The sequence below is a fragment of the Acidobacteriota bacterium genome (assembly GCA_016196065.1).
Classification (GTDB): Bacteria; Acidobacteriota; Terriglobia; order Terriglobales; family Acidobacteriaceae; genus Acidiflorens.
The window spans coordinates 1,085,021-1,110,875 of the sequence record JACPYL010000010.1 but is presented as its reverse complement, the minus strand read 5'-3'; the positions used below and the strand labels follow the sequence as shown (position 1 = coordinate 1,110,875).

Genomic DNA, 25,855 nt, shown 5'->3' with positions numbered 1-25,855 from the left:
TTAGACCTCGATCTTCTCCCGAGCGGGTGATGCGCCGTTACTGCGTCCCCAGAAGTTTCGCTTGTCATGACCGTTGTTGGATTCGGGCTCCTCATCGTTTACCCACGGCACGGACACGAGGAGAGGAAGATCCATGGCAGCCGCCGCATCCTTTTCAGTCCGGATCGACCGGTCTCGAACTTCCAGCCAGACAGCGATCGCCATTCCGAGCGCGAGACCTGCGCCCAATCCGCCGCCCGCAAAGTACAGACGATTCGGGAAACTCGGATCAGACGGCAGTCCGGCGGGATTCAGGACGCTCATCTGCTCGCCTTGCTGCTGGCTTTCCATGTTGGCAGCCAACTCCGACGAACTCTTCTTGGTAAGCAAATCGCGGTACAGGGTCGAAGCGTTGTCGTAGTCACGGGTCAGCAACTTGTACTGCTCTTCGATCCCAGGGCTCAGCGCGCTGCGGTTCTGATAAACCTGGATCTGGCTTTGCATGCGCTTTTGTTCACCCGACGCCTGCGCGATCACGTTTTCGTACTGGTGAACCTGGTTACGGAGTTGCCGGATCTCCGGCGGCTCCGAGGCAGTTGCCTTCTGGGTGGTATCCGCGACCGTATTGGCTGCGTTGTTGACCTCGGCCAATTTCTTCTTTACTTCGGCGATATCCGCCTTGGTCTTGATGACGTCTGGATGATCGTCGGTGTAGCGTGCCTGCAATTGCATCAGCTGCGTCTGCAGCAGGTTCAACTGCTGTTCCATCGTCTGCGGGTTGTTGCTCGACTGCGAGCTCTTCCACGCCGCTAATTGTTGCGCGAGCAAACTCTCGGTATACGCCTTGTCTTGCTGGGCGCGACCCAGGGCCTGGGTGCTGGCGTCGAGCTGCGAATTCATGGACATGAGGATGCGCACATTATTTTCGGCATCCCCGGGCAGCTGGCCCATGTTCTTTCTTTTGAACTCAGCTAGCTTGGCGTCCTGATCATCCAACGCGCGCTTGGCTTCGTCGACCTGGCGGCTCAGAAAGTCGGTGGTGCCCTGAGCTGTCTGCGTTCGTGTCAGCAGGTTTTCCTGCACCAGCATTCCCGTCAGCTCGTTACAGATCTCCTGGGCTCGGCGGGGACTGTTTGACGTATAGCTGACGGTGAAACCGGGCACGGGCGTCGCATTGGCATTTGGCTTCGCGGATTTGGTTTTCTTGGTTGACCCGGAGGTTGGGCCGGTTGTACCAGAAATATCGGCCGTGAGCAGCGATACCTGCATGGTCTCGCGGATTTCCTTGATCACCGCCTGTTCCTCACCCGGCTTCGCCAGGCCGAGACGCTCCACCATCGGACGCAAGCGGTTTCCCGCCAGTATCTGCGTTTGCATGGTCGTCAGGCGCTGCATGAAGTCGGACGTAATGACGGGCTGCACGTACGCGCCGGGAACCTTCTGAGCTTCTACCAGCACCACAGACTGCGAGACATATTTCGGTGGAAATGCGAAGGACACCAGGTAGCCAGCCAGTGGGGCCAGCAGCGCCGGAATCAAAATGATCTTCAGGCGACGCCGTGCCATCGCCAGATAATCGTCCATGGATAAATCGCGATTCTCAATCATGCTGTTCACCATTCCGGCCGCTTCGCGGCCCAAAATTAGTCAAGCCTGCTTGGCCGGGGATGCCATTCGATGCCAACCGTTACCATGTGGCGCTCCGAACTGCGCGTGGCAACGGAGCCATTAAATGCCAAGTCGTTAAATCGGTACGCTCCAAATGCCGAATACTCGCGCCCCAGGTGCTTGCGCAACAGAACGCGAGAGAAACCGTGGTCAAAGGTATTTGCCGTATCAAAATTGGGCGAGGCAGCTTGCAGCCGGCGGTTGTGGGCATATCCGAAATCAAAATAGATTTCCCAGGTGCGCGCCAGCGGACGTGTGATCCCCAAACGGGCAGCCTGCGTGTCGGCTCCCGCAAAAAAGCCCGAGCCATCGGAAGTAAATTTTTCGTACGTGGCCGCGACCGAGGTTCTGACAAAACGATAGCGCAGTACAGCCCTTCCGTTTGCAGACCAACGGGTCACACTACCGAGAAATGGATCCTCAAACGTGAGGCGCTGCGGGCCAACACCCACAATCAAAGTCATTCTTCCGCTGATCGTGTGGCTCCAGCGGAAATTGGCGATCTGGGCATCGATTTGACCACCCACGTCCTGCGGAAAACGAAACTGCTGGAAGCCATACACCACGCCGATTTGATCGCGACGGCCCAGCATGTAGCTGTAGCCCGCCTGCATCATCACTTTGTCGCCGTTGATCAGCGCGTCCGTGTTATCGAAGAAATGGGCATTGCTGAAACCCACCGCCACCGTAAATGCGGAACGCGGCGTCAGGCTCTGCACGACATCCGCAAACGCGCTGTTCGTCAGTCGCGGAGTAAGTCCGACGGAACCGAACTGCCCGTTGCCAAAGAAGTGGCTACCCGGCAATCCACCGCCGGCAAGTCCAGATGCGCCGCCTCCGGTTGCAATACCGAGTCCGGGGTTTCCTCCGAAAGCGCCCACGCTGAACGAACCCTCCGGCAGGTAGCTAAAGGAGTCGCGCAAAGTCAGACGTCCGCTGCGCCAGCGCGTCACTCCCATCACTCCGGCCGCGTGCAACTGACTCGCGGAACGGGTGGCATTGGAGTAGAACGCTCCGCCGCCGACATATTCGGCAAACAGGTCCGTCTTGGCGTAAAAGCGCTGCAAATCAAGTGCGCCAAGCACGTGTGTTACAGAGCTGATTCCCTGGCGCTCCAGTTCATTGCTGGCGTTGGTGTCGGCCGTCTCGCTGACCGAAAGACCATACGAAACAAAACTGCGCGAGGCACTGCGCATGTCCAGTCCCGACTCATCCAGGCTCGAGATCGGAGGATTGTCCGGATTCAGGATCGGCGCTGTCTGTCCGAGAGCAGGCACAGGACCTGTGCGTTCGGTGGAACTATCTTGGGCCACAGCGCACACACTCATTCCGAGTAGCACGACCAGCGCCGGGATTGTCCGTTTATATGCCATCGTCTCCACCCTAGATCGTTGACGCAATCTCGACCGCTTACGGGATAACAATCGTGTCTCCCGGTTGCAGCAGGTAGTTCTGATCCATCATTTCGCCTTTCACCAGCTTGCGATAGTTCACGGGAAGCTTCACTTGCTTGCCGTTCTGCATCCGCATTACGTAGATCTTTTTGGTGTTGGCGAACTGCGTCAGGCCAGCACTCGATAGCGCCTGCAGGACGGTCATATTGGGCAGCATCGGGGTAGCCCCAGTGTGTCCCACTTCTCCCACCAGGTAGACCCGCTTGCTGTTGATCTGGGTCACGACTACCGTCACGCGTGGGCTGGCAACATACTTCTTGAGCTTTTCCGTGATCGAATCGGCCAACTGCATCGGCGTGAGTCCGGCGGCCGCAACATCATTAAGGAGCGGCAATGAAATTTTCCCGTCAGGCCGTACGGGCAGCGTGGCGGTCAGGTCGCCTTCCTTCCAGACGGCAACATGCAACACATCTTCTGGACCAATCACATAGTCCGCTCCGGCTGCCGATACGATTTCGGGGGAGCCCGTCGCCGCGGGCTGCGTGGGGGTGGCATCCTGGGCCAACGCCAATCCCGCGCTTAAAAGCACGGTCGCCACCGCTGCTTTCCAAATTCGATTCATATCTTCTCCTGTAAACATTCTTCGATCACCTATGCGCCGTATTCCTGGTATCCAATTTGTTTTAGCTTGTAAAGCAACGCCTTGTAGCTGATCTGCAATTCCTGGGCTGCGCGACGCCGGTTCCATCGTGTCTTGGTCAAAACCTGAAGGATTAATTCCTTTTCCGCTTCGCGGGAAGCCGCTTTGGCAGCCTCTTTGAGAGAAACCTTCTCTCCGTTGCTGCGATCCACCCGGCGCAGAAGGGATCGCAAGCCACCCATGGCGAGCGATTCGTCTCCCAAAGCCACAATGGCCCGAGCCGCGTCCTTCAATTCGCGAATATTTCCCGGCCAGTGATATTCCAGAAAGAATCCTTGCGTTTCCGGGCTGAGAACTGGAACCGCGCGGGTAAAATCACGCGCAGCTTCCGACAGAAACCAATCGAGCAGTACCGGAATATCTTCCTTGCGTTGGCGCAGTGGTGGCAGGCGTAAACACACTCCGCTGATCCGGTAATAAAGGTCTTCGCGGAATTTTCCCGCTTTCACGTCCGCTTCCAGTTCGCGGGACGTTCCGCAGATGAACCGCGGCACGCCGTTGACCTCCTCGCCACCTGAACCAATCTGCCGCACGAGTTCACTTTGGGTTGAACTATCCAAATCTCCGACATCCTGCAAATAAACGGTTCCGCCTTCCGCGCTCCAGCTCGCGAGAAGGTCGCTGGTAGCCTGGCTGGCGTGGCACTCGTGGAAAGGTTCGCGGGCACGATCTGACAGCGCGTGGATACGAGCGGCTGCCGCTCGTTTGCCCGACCCGGACTCCGCCACCACCAATACCGGCACATCGTTCTGCGATAACTCACGGATGACGGCCTCAACCGTGCGCATCCCTGAGCTAACGCTTTCCCGCCAGGGGCGCAGGCCACTATGCGAGGCTCCGATACTGGTCGGTATTCGGGAACTGTTGATGTCCATTGCTGGTTCTGTCCGGGCGCAGGGGGGACGAGCCTCGGAGACGACTGCACAGTCCCATAGTGCACACCTGCTGCCATCCAAGCCAGTTCACCTAACATTCGAGCGAATGAATAGTTGCTTCGTTTTCAATAGCTTGCGATCAGGTCCTGCACTTATGACTCACCCTTACCCTACCATCGCTGCGGACAAATGGGAAACATTTTTCCCATATTACCCAAAGCGCGACGGCAATTTCCATGCCCTTACTTGGGGCGCAAGTCCTAACCTGTTGGATTAGCGCAGGTTCTCTAAAACCCTCGTGGAATGTGCGGGGCTTTGGGCACGAGATGGAACTAGTTTTCCTCGTTTTCCCCTTCTGTTATTGGCCGATCAGTGGTGGCAATACGGGTCATGAAACGTACAAGGCCTCGCTCTGCAACTCAATGAAACGAGATTTGCACAGGCCTATCTTTTCGCATATTCTCGAATCCAACGAGTAATGGCTGATTCAGTACAGGTGGCCCCTCTGGCCGTTAACAAGGAGCGTAGGTTTTTCTCGGGCCTCCCTGTATGGCAGGGAGTTGCACTGCTGCTACTCCTCGCCTTTTTGTACGCCGATGTTCTCTCCCGTTTGTTCACACAATGGACCAGCGATAAGAACTTCCAGCATGGAATCTTCGTGCCTGCCTTTGCCCTGTTTGTTCTCTGGAGGAATCGCGAGAAGCTGCGCAACGTAAAGCTGGCGCCGTCATGGACTGGACTGGCGCTGATCGTCGGTGGGCTCGCCACGATGGTCCTTGGAGAATTCGGCGCGGAATTGTTTCTCTCCCGAGTGTCGTTACTGTTCATGCTGGCTGGATTGATCGTCCTCTTTCATGGGTGGCCACTATTCCGCGCAGTGTTCTTCCCCTGGGCCTTCCTGCTGTTGATGATCCCGATCCCCACGATCGTGCTGCAAAAGATAACCTTCCCTCTCCAGATTCTTGCATCGAAGGTGGCGAGCACTGCACTCCCGCTATTTGGCGTGTTGGTTCATCGCGAAGGGAATGTGATCGAACTCGCGACCATGAAACTCGACGTGGTTCAGGCTTGCAGCGGAATCCGCTCCCTGCTCTCGATGCTGACTCTCTCGATCATTTACGGCTATCTGATGGAAGATCGGCAGTGGGTGCGAGTCGTGCTTGCCATCGCATCAGTCCCGATTGCGGTGTTCGCCAACAGCTTTCGCATTGTTGGAACGGGATTGATCGTGCAGTACTGGGATCCAGACAAGGCTCAGGGATTCTTGCATGCCTTCGAAGGATGGCTAATCTTCGTCGCGTCACTCATCATGCTTTTTGCTCTACACAGCCTGATCATGCGGATATGGAAACCCGGGCAACGTGCAACGCATGCCGTCGCGCCGGTATCCAATCTACCGGTCACTCCCGCGAAGTCAGCGTTTGGACGTTTTGTGGCGGTCGTTCTCCTCATGGCGGGGACTACGTTCCTGACTCATTCCCGCTCCAGCAACGAAATCTTCCCTTCGCGCGAACCTTTGGCTTCCTTTCCCAATCAATTCGGCCCCTGGATGGGACAAGACCTGACCATCGATCAGCAAACTCTCGACGTACTCGGAGCGGGCGAGTTTATCCACCGCGAGTTTGAAAATCCAAGCCAGCCGCAGCCTTGGATCGATCTGCTGATCGCTTACTTCCCCAGTCAGAAGGCTGGCGACACGCTTCACTCTCCGAATCACTGCCTGCAAGGGTCAGGGTGGATTCCGATTCAGCGGGCTGTTATTCAACTTTCCCGTCCCGATGGAAAGACTTTCCCAGCGAACCGCTTTGTAACTTCCAAAGCTGGAGAAAGGCAACTGGTGATCTATTGGTTTCAGGCCCATGACCGGGAAGTGGCCAACGAGTACGTATCCAAGTATTACCTGATCAAAGATTCGATTCAGATGAGACGGAGTGACGGAGCGCTGGTACGGCTGTATACGCCAATGTTTGAGAAGGAGTCTCCCGACGCCGCGCAGGCTCGTCTTCTGAGTCTTGGCAACGAGATGATTCCGCAACTGAACCGCTATATCCCGCGCTGATTTAGTCTTCCACAATTCCCCGGGAGAGGATAGGCAAACCACGTCTCTACAGCGAATGTTTCTTAGTTATGCAGGCGAACTTCGGCAGAACTGGTCTCTCGCATTCTTGCGAACGCAGCGGGAAGATAATTGATCAGGTCGGTGGCCACAACGGACTCCTCGCCTAATTCTTCCACCGCAAGATCACCAGCGAGTCCATGCAAGTAAACTGCGAGCGCGGTCGCATCGAGGACATGTTGGGGATGCTGCGCGATCAGGCCCGCTACCATTCCAGTGAGCACGTCTCCAGTGCCGCCAGTCGCCATTCCCGGATTGCCAGTTGTATTCACCCACACATCGCCAGTTGGCGAAGTGATCAAAGTGCGATGCCCTTTCAGAACGACGATCACGTCGTGTTCGTGGGCAAACTTTCTTGCGATCTCTACGCGGTTGGTTTGAATGGCAGCAATGGTCGTCCCTGTAAGGCGCGCCATCTCGCCGGGATGGGGCGTAATCACGAGAGTGCGTCCTTGGCCTTTCAATTCGCCAGTCGCGCCTTCAAATGCATTGAGAGAGTCCGCATCGAGAACCAACGGGATGTCGATCTTCTGCACGAGAGCGCGTACGAATTCCGCCGTCTCGGGGTGGCGTGAAATTCCTGGACCAATCGCCAACACACTCTTGCGTTCCACCAGCGACGCAAACAAACTTGAATCCAGCGCACTGCGTGCGATCGTCCCGGCATCTGTTTCTTCCAGCCTTTCGGTCATGAGTTCAGGATGGAATCCTGCGACAGTCGACAGAACCGATTTTGCAGTTGCCACGGTGGAAAGCCCAGCACCCGCTCGCAATGCCGAGAATCCTGCCATCGCTGCGGCGCCCGCCTTGCCCAACGATCCGCCGATGACGAGCACGTGTCCGTAGCTGCCCTTGTTGGCTGCTCGCGAGCGCGGCGCAAGAAGTCCAGCAAAATCCGCCGGAGTGCTCAAATGAAGTCCGAGTTTCGACACGACGGCCTCTGGCGGAGAACCGATGGGCGCGATGATCGTAGGGCCATTCGTTAGAGTCCCGAACACGTGAGCGGGACGCGGAGCGGTGAAGGTCACCACCGAATTGGCCCGAGCGGTCCTTCCCGTCTGCTCGCCCATTGCATCGGCGTCCGCGCCCGATGGAATGTCGACCGCAACCACCGGAACGGCGCTTTCATTCATCCTGGAAACCGCCGCTCCGTAGATCGGACTCATCGGTGGACGAAATCCCGTGCCGACCATGGCGTCGACAAGTAGATCCACCTTGAAGATGGGCGCGGCATCTGCCGACTCGAGAGCGCTTGCTTCGCGCGCCACGAACGGAAGAATGCCGAGTTTCCGGAACATCGCCTCCGCATCTCCGCGTAGGTCCTCGGGAGCACACAATAGCAAAACTCGCACCACGCGGCCCGAGGACGCCAAGTGGCGGGCGACCACGAAACCGTCACCACCGTTATTCCCTTTTCCGCAGATGACGCTGATTCGTTTGGCGTTGGGATATTCGGAAAGGATGAAATTTGCAACGGCAGAACCGGCGTTTTCCATGAGTGCCAGCGAGGGCACTCCGAAACGCAACAAACTCGTGCGATCAATCTCGCGCATCTCCTCTGCGCTGACGATCTTCATAGATTCGAACTGGCCCTTCGCTCCAGGTCACGGATTTGCTGTGGCTCACCCATGGCGATCAGGAAGTCTCCAGCTTCGATGCGATCGTCCGGTACAGGATTGAAACGCATGCCGGATTGCCGCTTGATGGCCAGCACGATCACGCCGCGATCCTGACGGATGCGGGAACTCTCCACCGTCTGCCCCGCAAAGGGACTGGTCGACGTGATCGCGACTTGCCCGATTTCGAGGTCCATGCCGAGATGCGTGGTGGCCGTGTCGAGAAAACTCACAACATGCGGACGCAGAAACGAATGCGCGATGCGCTGTCCCGCGAAAATGTAGGGGGAAACCACGGAATCGGCGCCCGCGGAAATCAGATGTTTCTCAGCCATGTCTTCGCTGGCGCGAGCAATGATTCGTAACTTCGGATTCAAACTGCGAGCGGTAAGAACAATGTAGAGATTCGTTGCATCGGTAGTAGTGGCAGCCACCAGCCCTCGCGCATATTCGATACGGGCATCGCGAAGGGCCTGTTCCTGTGTAGCATCCCCGATCTGCATGAGCCAGCCTTCGCCGGAAAATTTCTGCGCCTTGGCCTCACTGTTTTCAAGAATCACGAAAGGCGCCGGACGGCGCGCCAGTTCGCGGGCCGCACTGCGTCCGACGCGACCTGCTCCGCAGATAATGTAGTGATCGGTAAGCCGGCTGATATCGCGTTCCATGCGCCGCCTTCCAAAGAAATGTTGCAACTCGAATTCTAACAAAGCCTGGGTCAGTGCCCCGATGGCAAGGAAGACCAGCGAGACTCCGCACAGAATGATTCCGACGTTAAAAATCCGGCCCGCATGAGACAGCGGATGCGTTTCCTGATATCCGATGGTGGTCAGCGTGGTGATGACCATGTAGAAGCCGTCAAACCACGACCAGCCTTCGATGTAGTGATAACCCGCCGTGCCGACTGCCATTACCAGCAGCAGCGCTCCGCCAATGAATCGTAGATTGCGAAACTTCCTCATCGTGCCGTGCCGCCAGGAGACATTCGGAGAGCATTGGTCCCTGGGCGAACACGTGAGTATATCTCCCGCCGTGACTGCTTGCAGTGATTGGTCCCGACTTGTGTGGATGGGCCCCTGTTGTTACGATCCACAAACTATGCCCACTCTGATCCAGCAGCCCACTCGCATCGAAGCCGCCGGTACGAAGCCAAAAATTATTGACGAATTGGTAGGCCGCGTAAATTCCCAGACGTCCGGCCTCAGTGTGGCTCATATGCGCAGTCCGGAAGGGTGGGAAGAGCCGGGCCAGACGCCGGAGTTCGACGAATACACAGTGGTATTACGGGGCACGCTCCGCGTCCAGCACAAGGACGGCCAGATTGACGTAGCAGCTGGTCAAGCGGTGATCACGCACCGCGGTGAATGGGTGCGCTACTCCACTCCCTTCGGCGGAGGCGCGGAGTACATCGCGGTTTGCTCGCCCGCATTCTCTCCAGGCACTGTTCATCGCGACGCATAAGGATCGCGACGACCCATACTGCCGTGGCATGACCGGCGGTTTACAATCGACTACGTTCGACGATCCATTCGGACGACCATCCACTCGTCTGACGGTCGATGAACATGCCACAAAGTATGAAACTCTCAGTCGTGATGCCGGTGTACAACGAGCGCGCTACGGTGCGCGAGGCCGTGCGGAGAGTCCTGTCCCTCCCCATCGATATCGAACTGCTCTGTGTAGACGACGGTTCAACCGACGGCTCACGAGAAATCCTGGCTGAACTCGGGCAAGAACATTTACAAATCCGGACGCTTCTCCAGCCACACAATATGGGTAAAGGGGCAGCACTCCGGCGCGGAATTCAGGAAGCAACCGGCGACTTCGTCATCATTCAAGACGCCGACCTGGAGTACGATCCCGCCGAATACCCGCGCTTACTGGAGCCACTCATCCAGGGACGCGCCGATGTTGTCTTTGGATCGCGATTTCTGGGTGACGGCCCCCATCGAGTGCTGTACTTCTGGCATTCGGTGGGCAATCGCGCGCTCACACTGCTCTCCAATTGCCTGACCAACATCAATCTGTCGGACATGGAAACCTGCTACAAGGTATTCCGCCGCGAAGTGATTCAGTCGATCCCGATCGAAGAAGATCGCTTTGGATTTGAGCCTGAAATTACGGTCAAAGTCGCGCGCCGGCGACTGCGGATCTACGAGGTGGGAATCAGCTACTCCGGCCGCACCTACGAAGAGGGCAAGAAGATTGGATGGAAAGACGGCGTCCGAGCCCTGTATTGCCTGGCGAAGTATTCCCTGAAAGAACCATGGGCCAAAGCTGCAGATGTGCAAGCAGCCCCGGCCCGGGATCAATCCACAATATCGTGACGAACTTTTTTTGGGAGATCGCCCTAGTGGCGATTTCCTTTGTGCCGCAGACGTCCCTTGTAGGGATCGCCCGCCTTGCCTTTACCGCCCTTGCCTGAACCACCCGAGGACGCAAAATGAATCGGCGGATTCGCATCTTTCCGCTGGGCCCGCAATGCCGGGTTCACACGGGCGGGTTTGGCGTTCTCCGACTTCCGCACCGAAAGTTTTGAACCGGACTGTTCAACACGCTTGAGTTCCTGGGCGGCGGAAGTCCGGTTGGCCGGCTCTCTCACGGCGTGACTGCCTTTGGACTCTTTTTCTTCGCTGTGCGACGGCTTGGTCTTAACTTTCTGGGGCTTCTGCGCAGAGGCGGTCATCGTCAACCCTGCTAGAGCCAGTGCCAGTACTGCTGCGTATCTCATCGGTGTCCCCTCACTGGTGTTCGTGATCCTTAGAAACGTGCACGCGCCCTGCCAACTGCGTGCAAGGCTATTCTATGTTAACCCCGGGCTCGGAAAAACCACTCGCTGTAGTACTTAGAACCACAAGAGCGGCGGTGTCCTTCGCCCTCGAAAACACGTCTTTACCCCGGTCGGAGCGCATGGAAGGGGTGTTGTAGGAAAATGTTTTCACATGTCATCAAATCGCGAGCACCTTTTCGCCCAGTCCACGCATTTTTCCGCGCAAGATGCCCTTCCGAGTTTTGACCTTTTTCATTTCCGCCTGAGAATGCGCAGAAGGGTTTGAAACCGAACAAAGCCTTGATCGCAGCGCGGTTCTGTCCGCGGAAAGGATGGCTCGTGAAACAAGTAATCCGAGCACGCCGCGAGATGGATTTCGGCATTGCAAGTCAAGTACCGAGCCAGGCCGAAAGCCACGTCAGGCAAGGCTTTTCGGTAAATTCGGAGACTCCGCAGGCCATGTACTGCTGGACAACAGCACATTGTACTTTTCGTGATTCCGCAGGTGCACAGCTGTAACACAAACTACCCTAAAGGAATTTCGCAAACCATGGTGCTGTGTACGATTCCGTACTTTCCGTAGTCCTTCCGCAATCTATCCGATTTCCGGTACTGGCCTTGACAATCAATTCGTTGGGAGCCATGTACAGCACGGCTCCTGTGACCTGAATTCCCCCGCCGTAAGCGTGAATTACGGCACTTACGAGGTCTGGACTCTTGAAAGTACGATTGTTAGGCCGAACCAGTCTTGGCTACCTCCTGATCGCTGCTGCCCTCATTTCCCTTACCGGCTGTCAGTTGCTCGGAAAACACCAGAACCAGATCAACGACTCGGTGGTCGTGTCCGATCCCAGCGTCGATTTCGGCAAAGTTGCCTTGGGGAGCAGCAAGACGATTCAGAACACGCTGACGAACTTCAAGACTACCAGCGTCACGATTGTTTCAATCAGCGGTCTCGATGCGACTGTGCAGGTCACCGGGATCACGCTGCCTTTTACGATGAGTCCGGGACAGGCCGCCCCGTTCAGCCTTCAGTTCCAGCCATCGGTGGCAGGCAGTGTCACCAAGACGATTTCATTTGGCGACAACCAGCAATTTGTGGCTTCCGTGGACGTAACTGGCGAGGGTGTCGAACCTGGTCAGCTCACCTTGAGTCCCGCCTCGGTTAACTTTGGAAATATCAAGGTCGGGGCCAACAAGGCAAGCAACGTAACCTTAACGAATAGCGGTACTACTGATCTCACCATCGATCAAGCTTCCTTGAGTGGAGCCAGTTTCACGATCGGCAACCTTGCATTGCCGCTTACCCTGCACGCGGGAGGCACCGCACCTCTCACTGTCACGTTTGCGCCGACCTCGCCCGGCAACTTCAGCGGCAGCGTGACGTTCTCGACAACCTCCGCACAGGCCCGAGCCCAAGGGAGAAAGGCAAAGGGTCAGATCCAACAAGCCGACGTCGTCGTGTTGACTCTGAATGGCGTGGGCGTCAATGCCGGGACGCTGAGTGCAAATCCAACGAGTCTCGCGTTTGGCAATGTCGTCGTGGGGAGCAACAGCACGAAGTCCGAAACGTTGACCAACACCGGTGGATCGCCACTTACCATCTCGCAGGCCAATGTCACCGGTGCGGGATTCTCGATCAGTGGTCTTACCCTTCCAGCGACGATCGCGGTGAACCAGAGCGTTTCCTTTAACGTGAAGTTCGCGCCCACCTCCGCTGGAGCGGTGAATGGCAACCTGGCGCTCGTATCCGACGCATCGAACCCGACTCTCAATATTTCGCTCACAGGAACGGGTAACGCTCCGGGCCAGTTGTCCGCATCTCCAGCCAGTCTCGCGTTTGGCAACGTACAAATCGGAACCACGAGCAACAAATCTGAAACGATCACCAACAACGGTGGAACGAGCGTCACAATTTCTCAGGCCAACATCACCGGCACGGCATACTCGATCAGCGGCCTGACTCTGCCCGTCACGCTGGCCCCAAGTCAGAGCGCGGCCTTCACCGTAACGTTTTCTCCGACCTCTGCGGGCGCAGCCAACGGAACATTGGCAATCGTTTCGGATGCGCCTGGGTCTCCGTTGAACATCGGCTTGACCGGAACCGGCGTAACGCAAGGGCAGATTGCACCCAACCCCGCCAGCCTGAGCTTTGGAAACGTGTTGGTAGGAAATACGAAGACGCTTACCGAGACTCTGACTAACTCCGGTGGAACCAGTGTCACCATATCCGCGGCATCGGCCAGCGGAACAGGCTTCAGTCTCAGCGGCCTTACTTTGCCTTTGACATTGGCTGCCGGCCAGAGCACCACGTTCAATGTGCAGTTCGCACCAACCTCGGCCGGTGGAGCGAGTGGAAACATCAGCATCACTTCCAACGGCTCCAATCCGAATTTGAACATCGCACTCTCGGGAAATGGCACAACACCCGGAGCGCTTTCTGCGAATCCAACCAGCCTCGCTTTCGGCAGCGTTCAAGTAGGAAACAATTCAACTCTGTCGGAGACACTGACCAACACCGGCGGATCGAACGTCGTCATTTCCCAAGCCACGGTTACAGGCTCGGGATTGTCCGTGGTCGGCCTCACACTCCCGACGACACTGACACCGAATCAGGCTGTGACGTTCACCGTGAAGTTTGCGCCCACCGTGGCAGGTAGCGTCAGTGGCAATCTGGCGATGGTTTCTGATGCGCCGGGATCGCCATTGAACATCGCTCTCACCGGTACCGGAGTGGCTCCTGGGTCGTTGATTGCGAATCCGAGCAGCGTAGCTTTCGGCAATGTGACGCTCGGCAACAACAAGACGGTCTCGGTTGTCGTCACCAACAGTGGCGGCTCGACGGTTACGATCTCGGCCGCGGCAGCGACCGGTAACGGGTTCAGCTTCACCGGTCCAAGTTTGCCCGTTGTACTTGCCGCCGGGCAGACCACCACTTTCGATGCCACATTTACGCCAGTAGCGGCGGGCAGCAGCAGTGGCAATCTTACGATCACATCAGATGCAAGCAATCCAACGCTGACCGTTCCACTCTCCGGAAAAGGCGTTACGCCCGGGCAGATCACTCCGAATCCCGCCAGCCAGAATTTCGGCAACGTGGCAGTCGGCGGATCGAAAACTCTGACGGAGACTCTGACGAACTCCGGCGGCACGGCACTGACAATTTCAGCAGCATCCGCCAGCGGAACGGGATTCAGCATGAGCGGACTCACGTTGCCGGTTACGCTCAACGCAGGCCAGAGCACCACGTTCAACGTGCAGTTTGCTCCCGCTTCGCTCGGAGCAGCCAGCGGCAACGTAACGATTACGTCGGACGGTTCCAACCCCACGCTGAACATCGCCCTTGCAGGAACGGGCGTCGCCGCGGGTACGCTCTCGGCGAATCCGGTGAGTTTGCCGTTCGGCAATGTCCAGATCAACAGCAACTCAAGTCTGTCGGAAACTTTGACCAACACCGGTGGAGTCAACGTCACCATCTCGCAAGCCAATGTAACGGGCGCAGGCTTCTCCATCACGGGGCTGACGCTTCCCGTAACTTTGACTCCCACGCAGACGGTAACGTTCTCGGTTAAGTTTGCTCCGACCGTCGGCGGTGCGGTGAGCGGCAACCTGGCCGTCGTGTCTGACGCATCCAATTCGCCACTGAACATCGCGCTGACAGGTACTGGAGTTGCCCCGGGTCAGATCACGCCGAATCCGGTAAGTTTGAGTTTCGGCAGTGTCACGATCGGGAACTCAAAGTCGTTGAACGAAACTCTGACCAACTCCGGTGGATCGAATCTCACGATTTCCGCCGCGTCGGCAACGGGCAGCGGATACAGCATCAGCGGACTCAGTCTGCCGCTGACACTCACGCCCGGCCAGAGCACAACGTTTGCGGTTCAATTCGCACCCACGGTTGCGGGAGCATCGAGCGGCAATGTCGCGATCACGTCGAATGGCTCGAATCCAAATCTCAATATTGCCCTTTCCGGAACCGGCGTAGCTCCGGGTACTTTGTCTGCCAATCCGACCAGCCTTGCGTTTGGGACTGTTCAGGTCGGAAGCAGCAAGAATCTTTCAGAAACAGTGACCAACTCAGGCGGAACCACAGTCACGATTTCGCAAGCGAATGTTACGGGAACCGGCTTCTCGATCTCTGGATTGACGTTGCCTGCAACCCTGACTGCGGGCCAGAGCGTGACCTTCACTGCAACCTTTACGCCAGTCTCTGCTGGGGCTGTGAGCGGTAACCTGGCAATTATTTCCGACGCCTCCAACTCCACGCTGAATATTGGGTTGTCTGGCACGGGAGGAGCTCCGGGTACGTTAGCAGTCAACCCTGTCACTCTGAACTTCGGCAACGTGGTTGTTGGCGCGAGTTCCGCACTGCCCGGCAGCCTGACCGCGACAGGAGCTTCCGTCACAGTATCGTCAGGAACCAGCAACAGCAGCGAGTTCGTTCTCTCAGGGATTACGTTCCCGAAGACGATTGCCGCGGGCCAGTCCGCGTCCTTCACGGTTACATTCACACCGAACGCAGCCGGCGCGGCCAACGCCAGCCTCACCTTTGTCAGCAACGCATCGAATTCGCCGACCGTCGAAACACTCACAGGCAATGGCCAGGCGCCCTTGCCGCACAGTGTTGACCTGACCTGGAACGCCAGCACGACTCCCGGCGTCGTTGGATATAACATCTATCGCGGAACGGTGGCGGGCGGGCCGTATACGAAAGTCAACGGAACGCTGAATGCAGGGTTGGCATACACCGACAACACAGTCTCCTCGGGACAGACCTATTTCTACGTGACCCGCGCCGTCGATGGAAATGACGTGGAGAGCGGAAACTCGAATGAAGTACAAGCAGTAATTCCGTCGCCGTAAAGGCGTTTTGAATTTCTACAGGTTGGCTACTCAGTCACCGCACAGCACATCGGCGATGCGATCGCCGGTGTGACCGTCCCACAAGGGTGGAATGTGGCCCTGCTTGGCCTTGCCATCCAGAATCTTCGTGAGTTCCGCCGTGAGCATCTGCCGATTCTGCCCCACCAGAATATTCGTACCCATCGTCACGGTGACGGGGCGCTCGGTGTTGCTGCGCAGCGTGAGACACGGCACGCCCAGGTAAGTCGTCTCCTCCTGCATGCCACCCGAGTCCGTTAACACTGCAGTCGCACGACTCTGCAAGGCAAGAAACTCAATGTACGGCAGCGGCTCACACAAATGCAGATTACCGAGCGGCACTCCAAGGCCGGCAATCCGCTGGCGCGTACGCGGATGAACCGGGAACACCACTGCGATCCTCTCGTTTACATCCAGCAGGGACTCTAGAATCCCTTTCAAACTCGCGCTATCGTCAACATTGGCGGGCCGGTGCAAAGTCACGAGCACATAGCGCTCCGGAAACCCCTTCGTACTGCATTCCTTCGCCATCGGAAGCAAACGAACCAGCGAGTCAATCATGACATTGCCGACACGATGAATTTTCCCAGAGGCAATCCCTTCGCGGAGAAGGTTCTGGTCGCCGTCCTCCGACGGAGTGAACAGAAGGTCCGCCAGTTGATCGGTCACCAACCGGTTCACTTCTTCCGGCATGGTGCGATCAAACGAGCGCAAGCCAGCCTCGACATGGCCCACACGAATTCCTAACTTGGCGCAGACCAGAGCGGTAGCGACCGTGGAATTCACGTCTCCATAGACGAGCACAATGTCTGGTTGGTTTTGCACGACGACCGGCTCAAGCCGCGTCATGATATCGGCGGTCTGCGTCGCGTGCGTACCAGGTCCAACTGCAAGATTTACATCAGGAGATGGAATGTCCAGTTGCTGAAAGAATACGTCCGACATGTTGGCGTCATAGTGCTGGCCGGTGTGGACCAGAGTCTGCACCACATTCTTGCGAGCCCGCAGCGCTTCAAGAACAGGCGCCACCTTCATAAAATTCGGACGTGCTCCGACGACGTGGAATACTTTCATGATCCGTTCTTCCGACATTTCAGCCGAGTCCAGCCCACTTCGTCTCTAAACTGGGCGGCCGCGTTAGCGTTTGCATCACGACACAATATTGTTCTGTTTTTTCCCGCAGGGCGCGGAGTTGATCGGTTGTTGCCTGCGGAGCAACGATATCGAATTGAAGTTGAATGGTCTCAAAACCAACCGGCACCTCTTTGGATATCCCCAGCGTACCGCGGAGATCCAAGTCCCCTTCCGCCGTCACGGCGATGCTCTCGGTTGGGATGGCCATCGCTGCGGCTACCATCTGACAAGTAATCTGGGCGCAAGCAGCAAGCGCTCCGAGCAAAAGGTCTCCGGAGCAAGCGCCAGCACCAGCGCCACCGACTCCTTTGTGAGCTTCGGCTTGGTAGATGGCGCGTCCGATATCGACCGAGCAGGTCACCGGAATGTCGGTCTGCGTACCCTTCGCGCGGATGGTGATGCGGGACGCGTTCGGGTCACTGCGGTATTGATCTTTGAGCGGTTTCTGAAGCGATCGAATGTCCACAACCAGCCTCTCTTCCCTCTTTTTGATTCTTCGGTCCCGGTTAGCGCGTTCGGCGCCTTGAAGCCCCTCTAACTGCATGCTAGCATCTGGGCAACAGTGAAATTCTGATGCCCAAATTTGTAATCGAACGCGAAATCCCGGGAGCCGGAAATCTCACCTCCGACCAACTCCGGGAAGTATCGCAAAAATCCGTCAGCGTTCTCAGAGGAATGGGTCCCGGGATCCAGTGGCTCCATAGCTACGTAACCGGCGACAAAGTGTACTGTGTCTATCTCGCGCCGGATGAGGCAACCATCCATGAGCACGCCCGGCGTGTGGGAATCCCTTCCAACCGCGTCTCCGCTGTCCGTCGTCTGATTGATCCGACAACCGCCGAATAACCGCTGGCCAAGTTCTTCACCGCAAGGGAGTGCTTGTCTCTGGCAGCAGGGCCTCGTCGACCGCCTTCTCCACCGGCAAAGCCTTGCCCTCCAGCCAGGCTGTCTCGGCTAGTGCGGGAGACAATGCCATCCGCGCCGGATCGAGGCTGGCTTCCAGTTTGACCTGTTCTGACGTAGTGAGAGGAGCGCCGATAGTCTGTCTCAGTGCGGCGGCTGCGCCTGCCAGTCGCAACGAACGCTCAGCTTCGTGTTGCACTGCAGCGGCGCATGCGAAGCATTCCAGCAGGCGCGCGATCCCTCGTTTATGGCCTAGATCCTGAAAGATCCTGATACTTTCCCGATACAGAGAGCGTGCGCTCGAATAACTTTCCTGTTCCCTCGCCAGGCTTCCCATATCCGCAAGCGTGCCCGCAATTCCCCATTGGTCACCGAGTTCCCGAAACATCGCGAGACCTTGTTCGTACAATGTGCGTGCTTCTTCGAAATTGCCCTGAGCGCGCACAACATCCCCCTGGTAGTTGAGCGACCACGCGACCCCGGCGTGATCTTCAAGTTCCTGAAAGATGGACAGGCATTCTGAGTACAACGCGCACGCGCGGGTATAGTCCCCGTCCAATTTCACAGCGCCCGCCAGGTTGCTGATCGACCGAGCCTCCGCTTGGCGGTCGCCCAATTCCCTCCATAGAACCAGGCACTCTTCGAACAAGCAAAGAGCAGCTTCAACCTCTCCATTGTCGCGCGCATGGACGCCGAGCGCGTTGAGCGAGACGGCGACACCCAGCTTGTCGTCTAACTGCCGCGCGATATCGAGACTTTCCCGTGTGAGTACATTTGCCGAGGCGTAGTCTCGTTGAGCGCTGGCTAACACACCCGCGGCAAAGAACGCGCGCGCACACGCCTTCGTGCGCCCTTCGGGTCCAGCCAGTTTCAGCAACTTGCCCAGTCGGTCCCGTCCTTCCGTGAGGTACTCGCCGCTCTCCCAGAAACGAAACAGGGCAGCACCGAGGCGCAGGCCCCACTCGGTCTCTCTGTTTTCTGTCAGCCAATCGAGCGCCGCGCGAAAATTGTCATGTTCAATCGTGCAACGGTCTAGCCAGCCGGTTCCTTCTGTGATTCTTTGTTCGCTGGCCCCCTCTTCCGCCAAAACCAGGCAGTATGCGGCATGGGCTCGCTTGGTCGCAGGCTTCTCTCCGCTAAGCTCCAGCTTCTCGAGAGCGTACTCGCGAATCGTGTGCAGCATCACGAATCGGGTTTCGCCATTCATGGGCTCGACCTGCTGTACCAGGCTTTTGTCCACCATGGACGTCATTCCATCCAGCAGGTCCAGGTCGAGATCGCCTTTGGTGTCGCAAACGGCTTCTGCGCCCTCCAGTGTCCAGCCACCGACGAACACCGATAATCTCCGGAACAGCCGCTGCTCGGCTGCGTTCAGCAGATCGTAGCTCCAGTCGATCGTAGCTCGGAGGGTCTGGTGCCGTACGGGCAAGTCGCGTGCTCCACCAGTCAGAAGTTGTAACTGGCTTGCAAGGCGCGTGCGCATGGCCGACGGGGAAAGGACTTTCACACGGGCAGCTGCAAGCTCGATCGCAAGCGGCAGACCATCCAACCGCACGCAAATCTCGGCGACCGCGGACGAATTTTCCTGGTTGAGTTCGAAGTCCGGCTTGGCTGCAACGGCACGTTCCAGGAAGAGCGCGACTGCCGAATACTTCGAGAGATCGTCAATCGAAGTCATCGACCGCGAATCTGGTAGTGCCAGTGGTGGCACGGGAAATTCATGTTCGCCGTATACGTGGAGGACTGCGCGGCTGGTGACCAGGATCTTGAGATTGTGCGCCGTGGCCAGCAGTTCTGCCACAATGGGCGCAGCCGCAATCAGGTGCTCGAAATTGTCCAAGAGGAGTAGTATGGGTGCGCGCAACCGCTCCCTTAGCGCCTCTTTGAGTATTTCGATTGGAGGCTGCGTTCCAAAGTCGCGGATTCCCAGCATCTGAACGATGACGGAAGCCATCAAGATCGGATCGCCCAGCGAGGCCAGCGGAACAAAATAGACACCTCCCGGAAAATACTGGACCAGGCTGCTTGCCACCTGCACTGCGAGGCGTGTCTTGCCAATCCCGCCTGGCCCCGTGACCGTCACCAAGCGTACGTCCGGACGCAGCAGCAGTTCGATTGCGTCTGCGACTTCCTTCTCTCGTCCCACAAACCCGGTTCGTTGCACCGGCAAATTCGTCGGGCGTGCTTGCACTGGTTTCGTAGGCTTCTCCAGCAGGCGGTCGCGTATGGCGGCGACAATCGAGCCATAGCGTTCTAGGCGGTGGTGTGGTCCGGAAGGAGCCGCCACTGCAACCGGCGCCGGTTCATTTCTGATCTCTTGCTTCAATCGCTTCAACTCCAAGCAGATATCGGCGGCGTGCTGGAAGCGCTTCTCTCGGTTTTTCTCCAACGCCCTCGTGATGATCGTGTCCAGAGCGGCGGGCAATGATGGATTCAGTTTGCTGGAAGCGGTTGGCTTCGCATTCAGGATCGCATTCATCAGCATAATGCGATTCCTGGCGACGAAAGGGCGTTCGCCCGTGGCCATTTCGTAGAGCACAACTCCAAGGGAAAACAGATCGCTGCGCGCGTCCACTGTTTCTCCGCGCACCTGCTCCGGCGACATGTAACACGTTGTGCCTGGGATGATGCCATCCTCTGTTAGAGGCTCCGCCTCGGAATTCTCTTCAGCAACTTGCTCGGGGAGCACCTTGGCCAATCCGAAATCCAGGACCTTCACCCGGCCGCGGCCAACCAGGAAAATGTTCCCAGGTTTGATGTCGCGGTGGATGATCCCCTTTGCATGGGCCGCTTCCAGCGCTTCGCAGGCCTGTATCCCAAAATCTAAAACGTCACTGGTCGAGATTGTCCCTTCGCGGATTCGCTGAGTCAGGCTTTCCCCTTCCAGCAACTCCATCACGATCACCCGCTGACGATCATGTTCTTCTACTTCGTAAATGGTGCAGATGTTGGGATGGTTTAACGAAGAGGCAGCCCGAGCTTCACGCTCAAACCGCTGCACGACCTTTGGATCATGGGCAAGAGCGTCTGGCAAGAACTTCAACGCCACTCTGCGCCCCAGACGGATATCTTCCGCTTCGTAGACCACGCCCATCCCTCCACTGCCGAGCCTGGAGAGGATCCGATAGTGGGAGACCTCCTTGCCAATCAGGTCTTCTCCGGGAATGGCTCGGGGGACCGCAACTTCGACGTGTGTTTCTGTAATTGGCGCGATGAACCGGTATCCCCGACCGATAACGGTTTGCACAAAACGAGGCTGCTCGGAATCGTCTTTCAGGACCTGGCGAATCTTGCGGATGGCGGCGTTGATGCTGTTGTCGGTATCGAGGAAGACATCCTTGCCCCAGATTCTTGCGATGATCTGGTCGCGGGTCACGATCTGCCCCTTCCCTTCCATCAAGAGGAGAAGCAGTTCCATCGGGATACGCTCCAGTTTGAGGACCCGGCCAGCGCGGCGCAGTTCGTAGGCGCGCAAGTCCAGCTCAAAATCCCCACCGAACCGGATCGGTCCGGCCGTTTTGACTGGATCTATAGCCATAAGACACCCCTAAAGCGATTGCGCTGATTTTACATCGCTGAGTACGTTCCTCCACGTCCAATACTTTCAGCAATTTACGAATTCATGTGGCGTAAGGCAATCTTCAGACGTTCGCTATGGTCAACCTCATTCTGCTGCGGCAGTATGCGCGGGCATGAGCAGGCGGCACATTCAGTTAGAAGGGACCGCACCTGCCACCAAATCCGATCAGGAGAAACCTATGACGAACCGAATCACGAATCTCATCCACACTTCGACGATGAATACCTTGCGTCTGGCTCTGCTAAGCAGCCTAGTCATCGCCACGCCACTCTTCGCATCGGGCAAGCATAGTGGGCAAGGCCAAGATGCTCGAGCGAAAACCGAACAAGCCAGGCTCGTTCAACTTGTCAGAAACGCGACCAAGAATTATCAGGACGTCAGCAACCTTCCGCCGGGCTATGGACCGTTCCTTGGTTGCGTCAGCGGACCGGACCATGGAGCCATGGGTGTGCACTACGTAAATGGGGATCTAGTGGGCGACGGCAAGATTGACGTCTCGCAGCCCGAGGCACTCATCTACGAGACCGCGAACGGACAGACGAAGCTGGTCGGCGTCGAATACATCGTGGACGCCGCCACATGGCTGGCAAATAACAACAACACTCCGCCGGTGCTCGAAGGGCAAACGTTTCAGCTGGTCGGCATTCCGAACCGGTTCAACATCCCCGCACCATTCTTTGAGTTGCACGTGTGGGCATGGCGGCATAGCCCAAACGGAGCGTTCGTCGATTGGAACGATCACGTGACCTGTGAAGGCCAATAATCGACGATCGGTCCTATACGAGATAGTCGCAAGTGCTGGTGACATGCGGTCTGCGTGCCGATTCTATGGCAGCAGGCCGCTTTTTCTTCGCGTCCTTATCTGTTCATGGAGGACGCCGCTAGGGGACCGGCAGAGTCACCGTTTGCCCCCCGATTAGCGCGATGTGCGTGATGGTTTGTCCGCCGTAATTTTCCGCGCCCACGCTGGGCAGTCCGGTGACCGGGACGTTGGTGGTCTGCTGCGCAGTCACCATGATGCGCTGGTGAGGGATAAAGCTGGCGCTCACTCCGGCCAGATTGTACTTCGAGCGATTGGCCATTTCGGTGCCGATGGCGTCTTCGGGAGGAGAGAGGATGGGGAAGTTGACGAAGTCAGTGTACTTGGTGAAAGTCATGTCCACCAGGTCGCCAAGCAGGCTGTTCGTGCCATTGTAGGCTTGCAGGTTGGGCTGGTGGAACATTTCCGGATCCATGTCGCCCCTCAGCATATTGACCACGAAAGTGTCGCTGATGTTGTCGAGGATCTGAGGATAGGAATAGCCCAGTTCCGGGTAGATGCAGTTGTATTCTGCAACCCAATCATCAGGTGTTGCGACGTTGAAGAAGAGGTTGTTGGCGTGGCGAGGAATCTCGAGAATCGACGGCTGGTATTGGTTGACGATTCCGACGTTTGGCGAAGGATTGTCCTGGCCAGGGCGCGAGGTGTCACTAACCAGAAAGCGGATACCATTATCCGCGGCAGCCTGCAGGAAGTTGGGATTGCTGAGGCCGGAAATGTCAGGGGTCACCATGTTCGCGACATTGAAGTTCGCTAGCCCTAGCGTGGCTGCCATGGCATTGTTCTGCGTGATCTCGCTTGACGCTTTCCCGTAGGTCACGTTATCCAGATTGGTGTGGTCGAAGGTGTGGCTGATCCAATTAAACGAGGCTTGGTTAGCCTGCGTTGCCGGAGTGAGGTCATCATTCGGGTACGCGCCCAGCACGGCGCCAGCGCCGTTGAATGCCATCGAGAGAACGAAGTTGGCCGAAACTGGATTCGATTGTTTAGCAGCTTGCCAGTTGATCAGAGCCGTGAGATCGGAAGCCTTGATGCGGATCGTGGTTCCAGTGCCATCGGGGTTCGTAGAGCAGTCAAGTCCGGGAGTCCACTCCGAATCGTCAATGAAGTAGTCATCCACTTGGGGCGTGAAGTAGGTGTGGTGCTGTCCGAGGAACATCCCTTGCGTCACCCAATTGATCAAACCATAGCTCAGGACGAGATCATGTTTCAGGAACGGGTTACTGTCGAAAGTGAGTGACAAATATTGATACGCAAAGGGGGTGTTGTAGATCGTCGCCAGAACATTGCCACTGTCATCAGTGAGCAGCGGAGTTGAATTGACAGCGCTCGCCTGATAGATAGTAGCGTCGACGATCCCGACGGGATTCGCGGTGTTGGCGTAAGGGAAGATGGAATCCGCCGCAGCGGTGTAATGGAAATTGTAGGGAGTGGAGTTGGGGTCGATGGATCCCACCCATGCGACGCCAAAGTTCGGGTCGGGGAAAACGAACCAATTTAATTGCCGGACGCTGAACTGGGACTCATAAGCATAGAGGTCTGGGGCGTTCGAGATGTTATAGATGCTATTCCCTACCCCGAAGATCACGCCCTGGAAATAACCGTGACATCCGTTCGAGAGGAACCCGGCTGGGATCGTGAGGCCGGTAGTGCTGATGTCCAGAACGGTGTAGGGCGTTCCGAGATAGTCGAGGGCCTGCGTGATAGCGGGAAAGTCGGCCTCGGCCTTTGCGTTCGTGACCACAAGAACCTTCATGTCGAGGATGCGCGCATCGCAGTCGACAAAGCCGCCGGCGATACCGTTCATGGTTGCCGAACCGCTGATCGTGCCTGCGGTGGCGATGATGTGAGCAGCACCATCACCTGTGGAGGTCCCAAGCCCGAAGCTGTCAATCGTGGCGAGCGACGGATTGTCGGAACTCCAGATGACCGACGAGGTAACGTTGCGCGTGCTGCCATCCGTAAAAGTGCCCGTGGCCGAGTATTGGCGATTGCTGCCTACTCCTACAAAAACGACTCCCGGAGCGACGGACAGCGAAGCCAACGCCGCGGGATTCACGGTGAGAAGTGCAGTGCCGCTGAGGGGACCGACCGTTGCGGCAATCGAAGTCTGCCCAGGTTGGGCGCTGGCAGCAAGGCCTGCAGCGCTGACGGAGGCGACCGCAGGGTTGGATGAGGTCCACGTTGCGGTGGTGGTCAGGTCGCGCTGCGAACCGTCGTTGTAATTGCCGGTTGCAGCAAACTGCTGCGCGATTCCGGCTGCAACGGTCGCCGTGCCGGGCGTGACAGTGATCGAGTTGAGAACAGGAATGATCGTAACCGTAGTTGAGCCGGTGATCGCTTTGGCGCGGCTACCCTGAGTGGCCGAGACGATGGTTACTCCACCCTTGATACCGGTGAGCAGGCCGGTGGCAGCGCCTACGGTCGCGATGCTGGGATCCGTCGTCTTCCAAACGACGGAAGAAGTAATGTCGCTCGTGGTGTTGTTGCTATACGTTCCAATCGCCTGGTACTGCTGCGTGCTGCCGATGCCGACGCTAGCTCCCGCCGGATGTACAGAAATTGAGAGTAATTTCACAGCCAAACCAGTGCCGGCTAAATGGACGGATTGAGTAGGGGGTTCCGTATCATCCGAGAAAGTGAGCGTTCCTGAGCGCGCTCCCACGGCGGTGGGAGTGAAAGTAACCGTGAGCGAACAGCTGGACTTGGCCGGGACCTGCGCTCCGCAGCCATTCTGAAATCCGAAATCGGCGGAAGAGGTTGCCATATTACTCAAGCTGACGGCTCTGGACAGGTTATTGGTCACCTTGACGGACTTGGGAAGTGCCGTTACACCAACGACGGAGTTTCCGAAAGCGAGTTTCGTGGGGGCCACTACGATGGCGCTCACTCCCACTCCAGTCAGTGGTACCGATTGAGTTCCTCCTGGCGCATTGTCGGTAATCGTCAAAGCGCCTGAACGCTTGCCGGCGGCGCTTGGCGTAAACGAGACGCTGATTGTGCAACCGTTAGCAGGAGCGAGAGACCCTGGGCATTGGTTGTTTGCGGCATAGTCGCCAGTCGTTGCAACGCCGCTGATAAGTAATGCTGCTATGCCGGTGTTGGTCACAATGATGGTCTTTGGAGCGCTGATAACACCAACCGGCTGCTTGCCGAAATTCAATGCGGTGGGCGCAAGCTTCACGTTCTGGGCGTAGCTCAAGCTGATAGAGAAGACAGCCACGGAAAACAGCAAGGCGAGACGAATCGATCGGACAAGATACATAAAACTGTCCTCTTCTTGTTAGCTTTGGGTTCCCAAGGGTAGGCGACGCGGCATGATCATACAACGGGTCGCTTCGGTTTACACCACTTTGTTCGGTTCGCTCGGTATGAATCGCGCTTAGGGGTAGAGCGATAGCTGTTTCGAATCGTCAGGTCAG

The 25,855-nt window shown here is 57.2% G+C and carries 17 protein-coding genes; 6 read left to right on the top strand and 11 right to left on the bottom strand.

Features of this window, described 5'->3' with window-relative positions:
* The 4 genes from HY010_07910 to HY010_07895 are packed head-to-tail and all read right to left on the bottom strand — an operon-like array spanning position 1 to position 4,529.
* Positions 1–1,587 carry a lipopolysaccharide biosynthesis protein gene (locus tag HY010_07910; GenBank protein ID MBI3475644.1) on the bottom strand — a complete coding sequence of 529 codons (1,587 nt, stop codon included), beginning with the start codon at positions 1,585–1,587 and terminating at the stop codon, positions 1–3.
* Between the two features lie 35 nt (positions 1,588–1,622).
* On the bottom strand, positions 1,623–3,020 hold the full coding sequence (locus tag HY010_07905; GenBank protein MBI3475643.1) for a hypothetical protein: 1,398 nt from the start codon (positions 3,018–3,020) through the stop codon (positions 1,623–1,625).
* A gap of 37 nt (positions 3,021–3,057) precedes the next feature.
* Positions 3,058–3,663 carry a polysaccharide biosynthesis/export family protein gene (locus HY010_07900; GenBank protein MBI3475642.1) on the bottom strand — a complete coding sequence of 202 codons (606 nt, stop codon included), beginning with the start codon at positions 3,661–3,663 and terminating at the stop codon, positions 3,058–3,060.
* A 29-nt stretch (positions 3,664–3,692) separates the two neighbouring features.
* Positions 3,693–4,529, bottom strand: coding sequence for a sigma-54-dependent Fis family transcriptional regulator (locus HY010_07895; GenBank protein MBI3475641.1), 837 nt, complete (start codon positions 4,527–4,529; stop codon positions 3,693–3,695).
* A 565-nt stretch (positions 4,530–5,094) separates the two neighbouring features.
* Here HY010_07895 and xrtD point away from each other — a divergent pair.
* On the top strand, positions 5,095–6,675 hold the full coding sequence (gene xrtD, locus HY010_07890; protein ID MBI3475640.1) for a VPLPA-CTERM-specific exosortase XrtD: 1,581 nt from the start codon (positions 5,095–5,097) through the stop codon (positions 6,673–6,675).
* Positions 6,676–6,737: 62 nt separating this feature from the next.
* Here the strand turns inward: xrtD and HY010_07885 are convergent, their stop codons facing one another.
* Positions 6,738–8,309, bottom strand: a complete 1,572-nt coding sequence (locus tag HY010_07885) for an NAD(P)H-hydrate dehydratase (GenBank protein MBI3475639.1) — start codon at positions 8,307–8,309, stop codon at positions 6,738–6,740.
* Complete coding sequence (locus HY010_07880; protein MBI3475638.1) at positions 8,306–9,307, bottom strand: potassium channel protein; 1,002 nt, start codon at positions 9,305–9,307, stop codon at positions 8,306–8,308. The genes HY010_07885 and HY010_07880 overlap by 4 nt, the downstream gene beginning before the upstream one ends.
* A gap of 136 nt (positions 9,308–9,443) precedes the next feature.
* On the opposite strand from HY010_07880, the gene HY010_07875 reads away from it, so the two are divergent.
* Together HY010_07875 and HY010_07870 are read left to right on the top strand one after the other, a co-directional pair.
* Positions 9,444–9,806, top strand: a complete 363-nt coding sequence (locus tag HY010_07875; GenBank protein MBI3475637.1) for a cupin — start codon at positions 9,444–9,446, stop codon at positions 9,804–9,806.
* Between the two features lie 116 nt (positions 9,807–9,922).
* Positions 9,923–10,672 carry a glycosyltransferase family 2 protein gene (locus tag HY010_07870; protein MBI3475636.1) on the top strand — a complete coding sequence of 250 codons (750 nt, stop codon included), beginning with the start codon at positions 9,923–9,925 and terminating at the stop codon, positions 10,670–10,672.
* 23 nt (positions 10,673–10,695) lie between these two features.
* Here the strand turns inward: HY010_07870 and HY010_07865 are convergent, their stop codons facing one another.
* A complete protein-coding gene (locus HY010_07865) occupies positions 10,696–11,076 on the bottom strand; it encodes a hypothetical protein (protein ID MBI3475635.1) in 381 nt (126 codons plus the stop codon).
* A 756-nt stretch (positions 11,077–11,832) separates the two neighbouring features.
* Here HY010_07865 and HY010_07860 point away from each other — a divergent pair.
* Positions 11,833–15,978: a choice-of-anchor D domain-containing protein gene (locus HY010_07860; GenBank protein MBI3475634.1), complete on the top strand. Its 4,146-nt coding sequence runs from the start codon at positions 11,833–11,835 to the stop codon at positions 15,976–15,978.
* Between the two features lie 30 nt (positions 15,979–16,008).
* On the opposite strand, the gene wecB is transcribed toward HY010_07860, so the two are convergent.
* Together wecB and HY010_07850 are read right to left on the bottom strand one after the other, a co-directional pair.
* A complete protein-coding gene (wecB, locus tag HY010_07855) occupies positions 16,009–17,070 on the bottom strand; it encodes a UDP-N-acetylglucosamine 2-epimerase (non-hydrolyzing) (GenBank protein MBI3475633.1) in 1,062 nt (353 codons plus the stop codon).
* Positions 17,071–17,089: 19 nt separating this feature from the next.
* Entirely contained in the window at positions 17,090–17,674 is a 585-nt protein-coding gene (locus tag HY010_07850) for an OsmC family protein (GenBank protein MBI3475632.1), read from the bottom strand.
* Positions 17,675–17,703: 29 nt separating this feature from the next.
* Between HY010_07850 and HY010_07845 the strand changes: the two genes are divergently transcribed.
* Complete coding sequence (locus tag HY010_07845) at positions 17,704–17,976, top strand: DUF4242 domain-containing protein (protein ID MBI3475631.1); 273 nt, start codon at positions 17,704–17,706, stop codon at positions 17,974–17,976.
* Positions 17,977–17,992: 16 nt separating this feature from the next.
* On the opposite strand, the gene HY010_07840 is transcribed toward HY010_07845, so the two are convergent.
* Positions 17,993–21,571 (bottom strand): protein kinase, encoded by a 3,579-nt coding sequence (locus tag HY010_07840; protein MBI3475630.1) that lies wholly within the window; start codon positions 21,569–21,571, stop codon positions 17,993–17,995.
* Between the two features lie 220 nt (positions 21,572–21,791).
* On the opposite strand from HY010_07840, the gene HY010_07835 reads away from it, so the two are divergent.
* The gene (locus HY010_07835) at positions 21,792–22,376 is read left to right on the top strand and encodes a hypothetical protein (GenBank protein ID MBI3475629.1); all 585 of its coding nucleotides are present in this window, start codon (positions 21,792–21,794) and stop codon (positions 22,374–22,376) included.
* Positions 22,377–22,494: 118 nt separating this feature from the next.
* On the opposite strand, the gene HY010_07830 is transcribed toward HY010_07835, so the two are convergent.
* Positions 22,495–25,698 carry a choice-of-anchor D domain-containing protein gene (locus tag HY010_07830; GenBank protein MBI3475628.1) on the bottom strand — a complete coding sequence of 1,068 codons (3,204 nt, stop codon included), beginning with the start codon at positions 25,696–25,698 and terminating at the stop codon, positions 22,495–22,497.
* Positions 25,699–25,855 lie beyond the last annotated feature (157 nt).

What these genes read in the sequence shown, in the direction of transcription:
- HY010_07880 (MBI3475638.1), bottom strand. Translation starts at nt 9,307, where the DNA reads ATGAGGAAGTTTCGCAATCTACGATTCATTGGCGGAGCGCTGCTGCTG.
- HY010_07845 (MBI3475631.1), top strand. Translation starts at nt 17,704, where the DNA reads ATGCCCAAATTTGTAATCGAACGCGAAATCCCGGGAGCCGGAAATCTC.
- wecB (MBI3475633.1), bottom strand. Translation starts at nt 17,070, where the DNA reads ATGAAAGTATTCCACGTCGTCGGAGCACGTCCGAATTTTATGAAGGTG.
- HY010_07865 (MBI3475635.1), bottom strand. Translation starts at nt 11,076, where the DNA reads ATGAGATACGCAGCAGTACTGGCACTGGCTCTAGCAGGGTTGACGATG.
- HY010_07895 (MBI3475641.1), bottom strand. Translation starts at nt 4,529, where the DNA reads ATGCGCACGGTTGAGGCCGTCATCCGTGAGTTATCGCAGAACGATGTG.
- HY010_07885 (MBI3475639.1), bottom strand. Translation starts at nt 8,309, where the DNA reads ATGAAGATCGTCAGCGCAGAGGAGATGCGCGAGATTGATCGCACGAGT.
- HY010_07905 (MBI3475643.1), bottom strand. Translation starts at nt 3,020, where the DNA reads ATGGCATATAAACGGACAATCCCGGCGCTGGTCGTGCTACTCGGAATG.
- HY010_07835 (MBI3475629.1), top strand. Translation starts at nt 21,792, where the DNA reads ATGACGAACCGAATCACGAATCTCATCCACACTTCGACGATGAATACC.
- HY010_07830 (MBI3475628.1), bottom strand. Translation starts at nt 25,698, where the DNA reads ATGTATCTTGTCCGATCGATTCGTCTCGCCTTGCTGTTTTCCGTGGCT.
- HY010_07875 (MBI3475637.1), top strand. Translation starts at nt 9,444, where the DNA reads ATGCCCACTCTGATCCAGCAGCCCACTCGCATCGAAGCCGCCGGTACG.
- xrtD (MBI3475640.1), top strand. Translation starts at nt 5,095, where the DNA reads ATGGCTGATTCAGTACAGGTGGCCCCTCTGGCCGTTAACAAGGAGCGT.
- HY010_07850 (MBI3475632.1), bottom strand. Translation starts at nt 17,674, where the DNA reads ATGCAGTTAGAGGGGCTTCAAGGCGCCGAACGCGCTAACCGGGACCGA.
- HY010_07910 (MBI3475644.1), bottom strand. Translation starts at nt 1,587, where the DNA reads ATGATTGAGAATCGCGATTTATCCATGGACGATTATCTGGCGATGGCA.
- HY010_07900 (MBI3475642.1), bottom strand. Translation starts at nt 3,663, where the DNA reads ATGAATCGAATTTGGAAAGCAGCGGTGGCGACCGTGCTTTTAAGCGCG.
- HY010_07870 (MBI3475636.1), top strand. Translation starts at nt 9,923, where the DNA reads ATGAAACTCTCAGTCGTGATGCCGGTGTACAACGAGCGCGCTACGGTG.
- HY010_07840 (MBI3475630.1), bottom strand. Translation starts at nt 21,571, where the DNA reads ATGGCTATAGATCCAGTCAAAACGGCCGGACCGATCCGGTTCGGTGGG.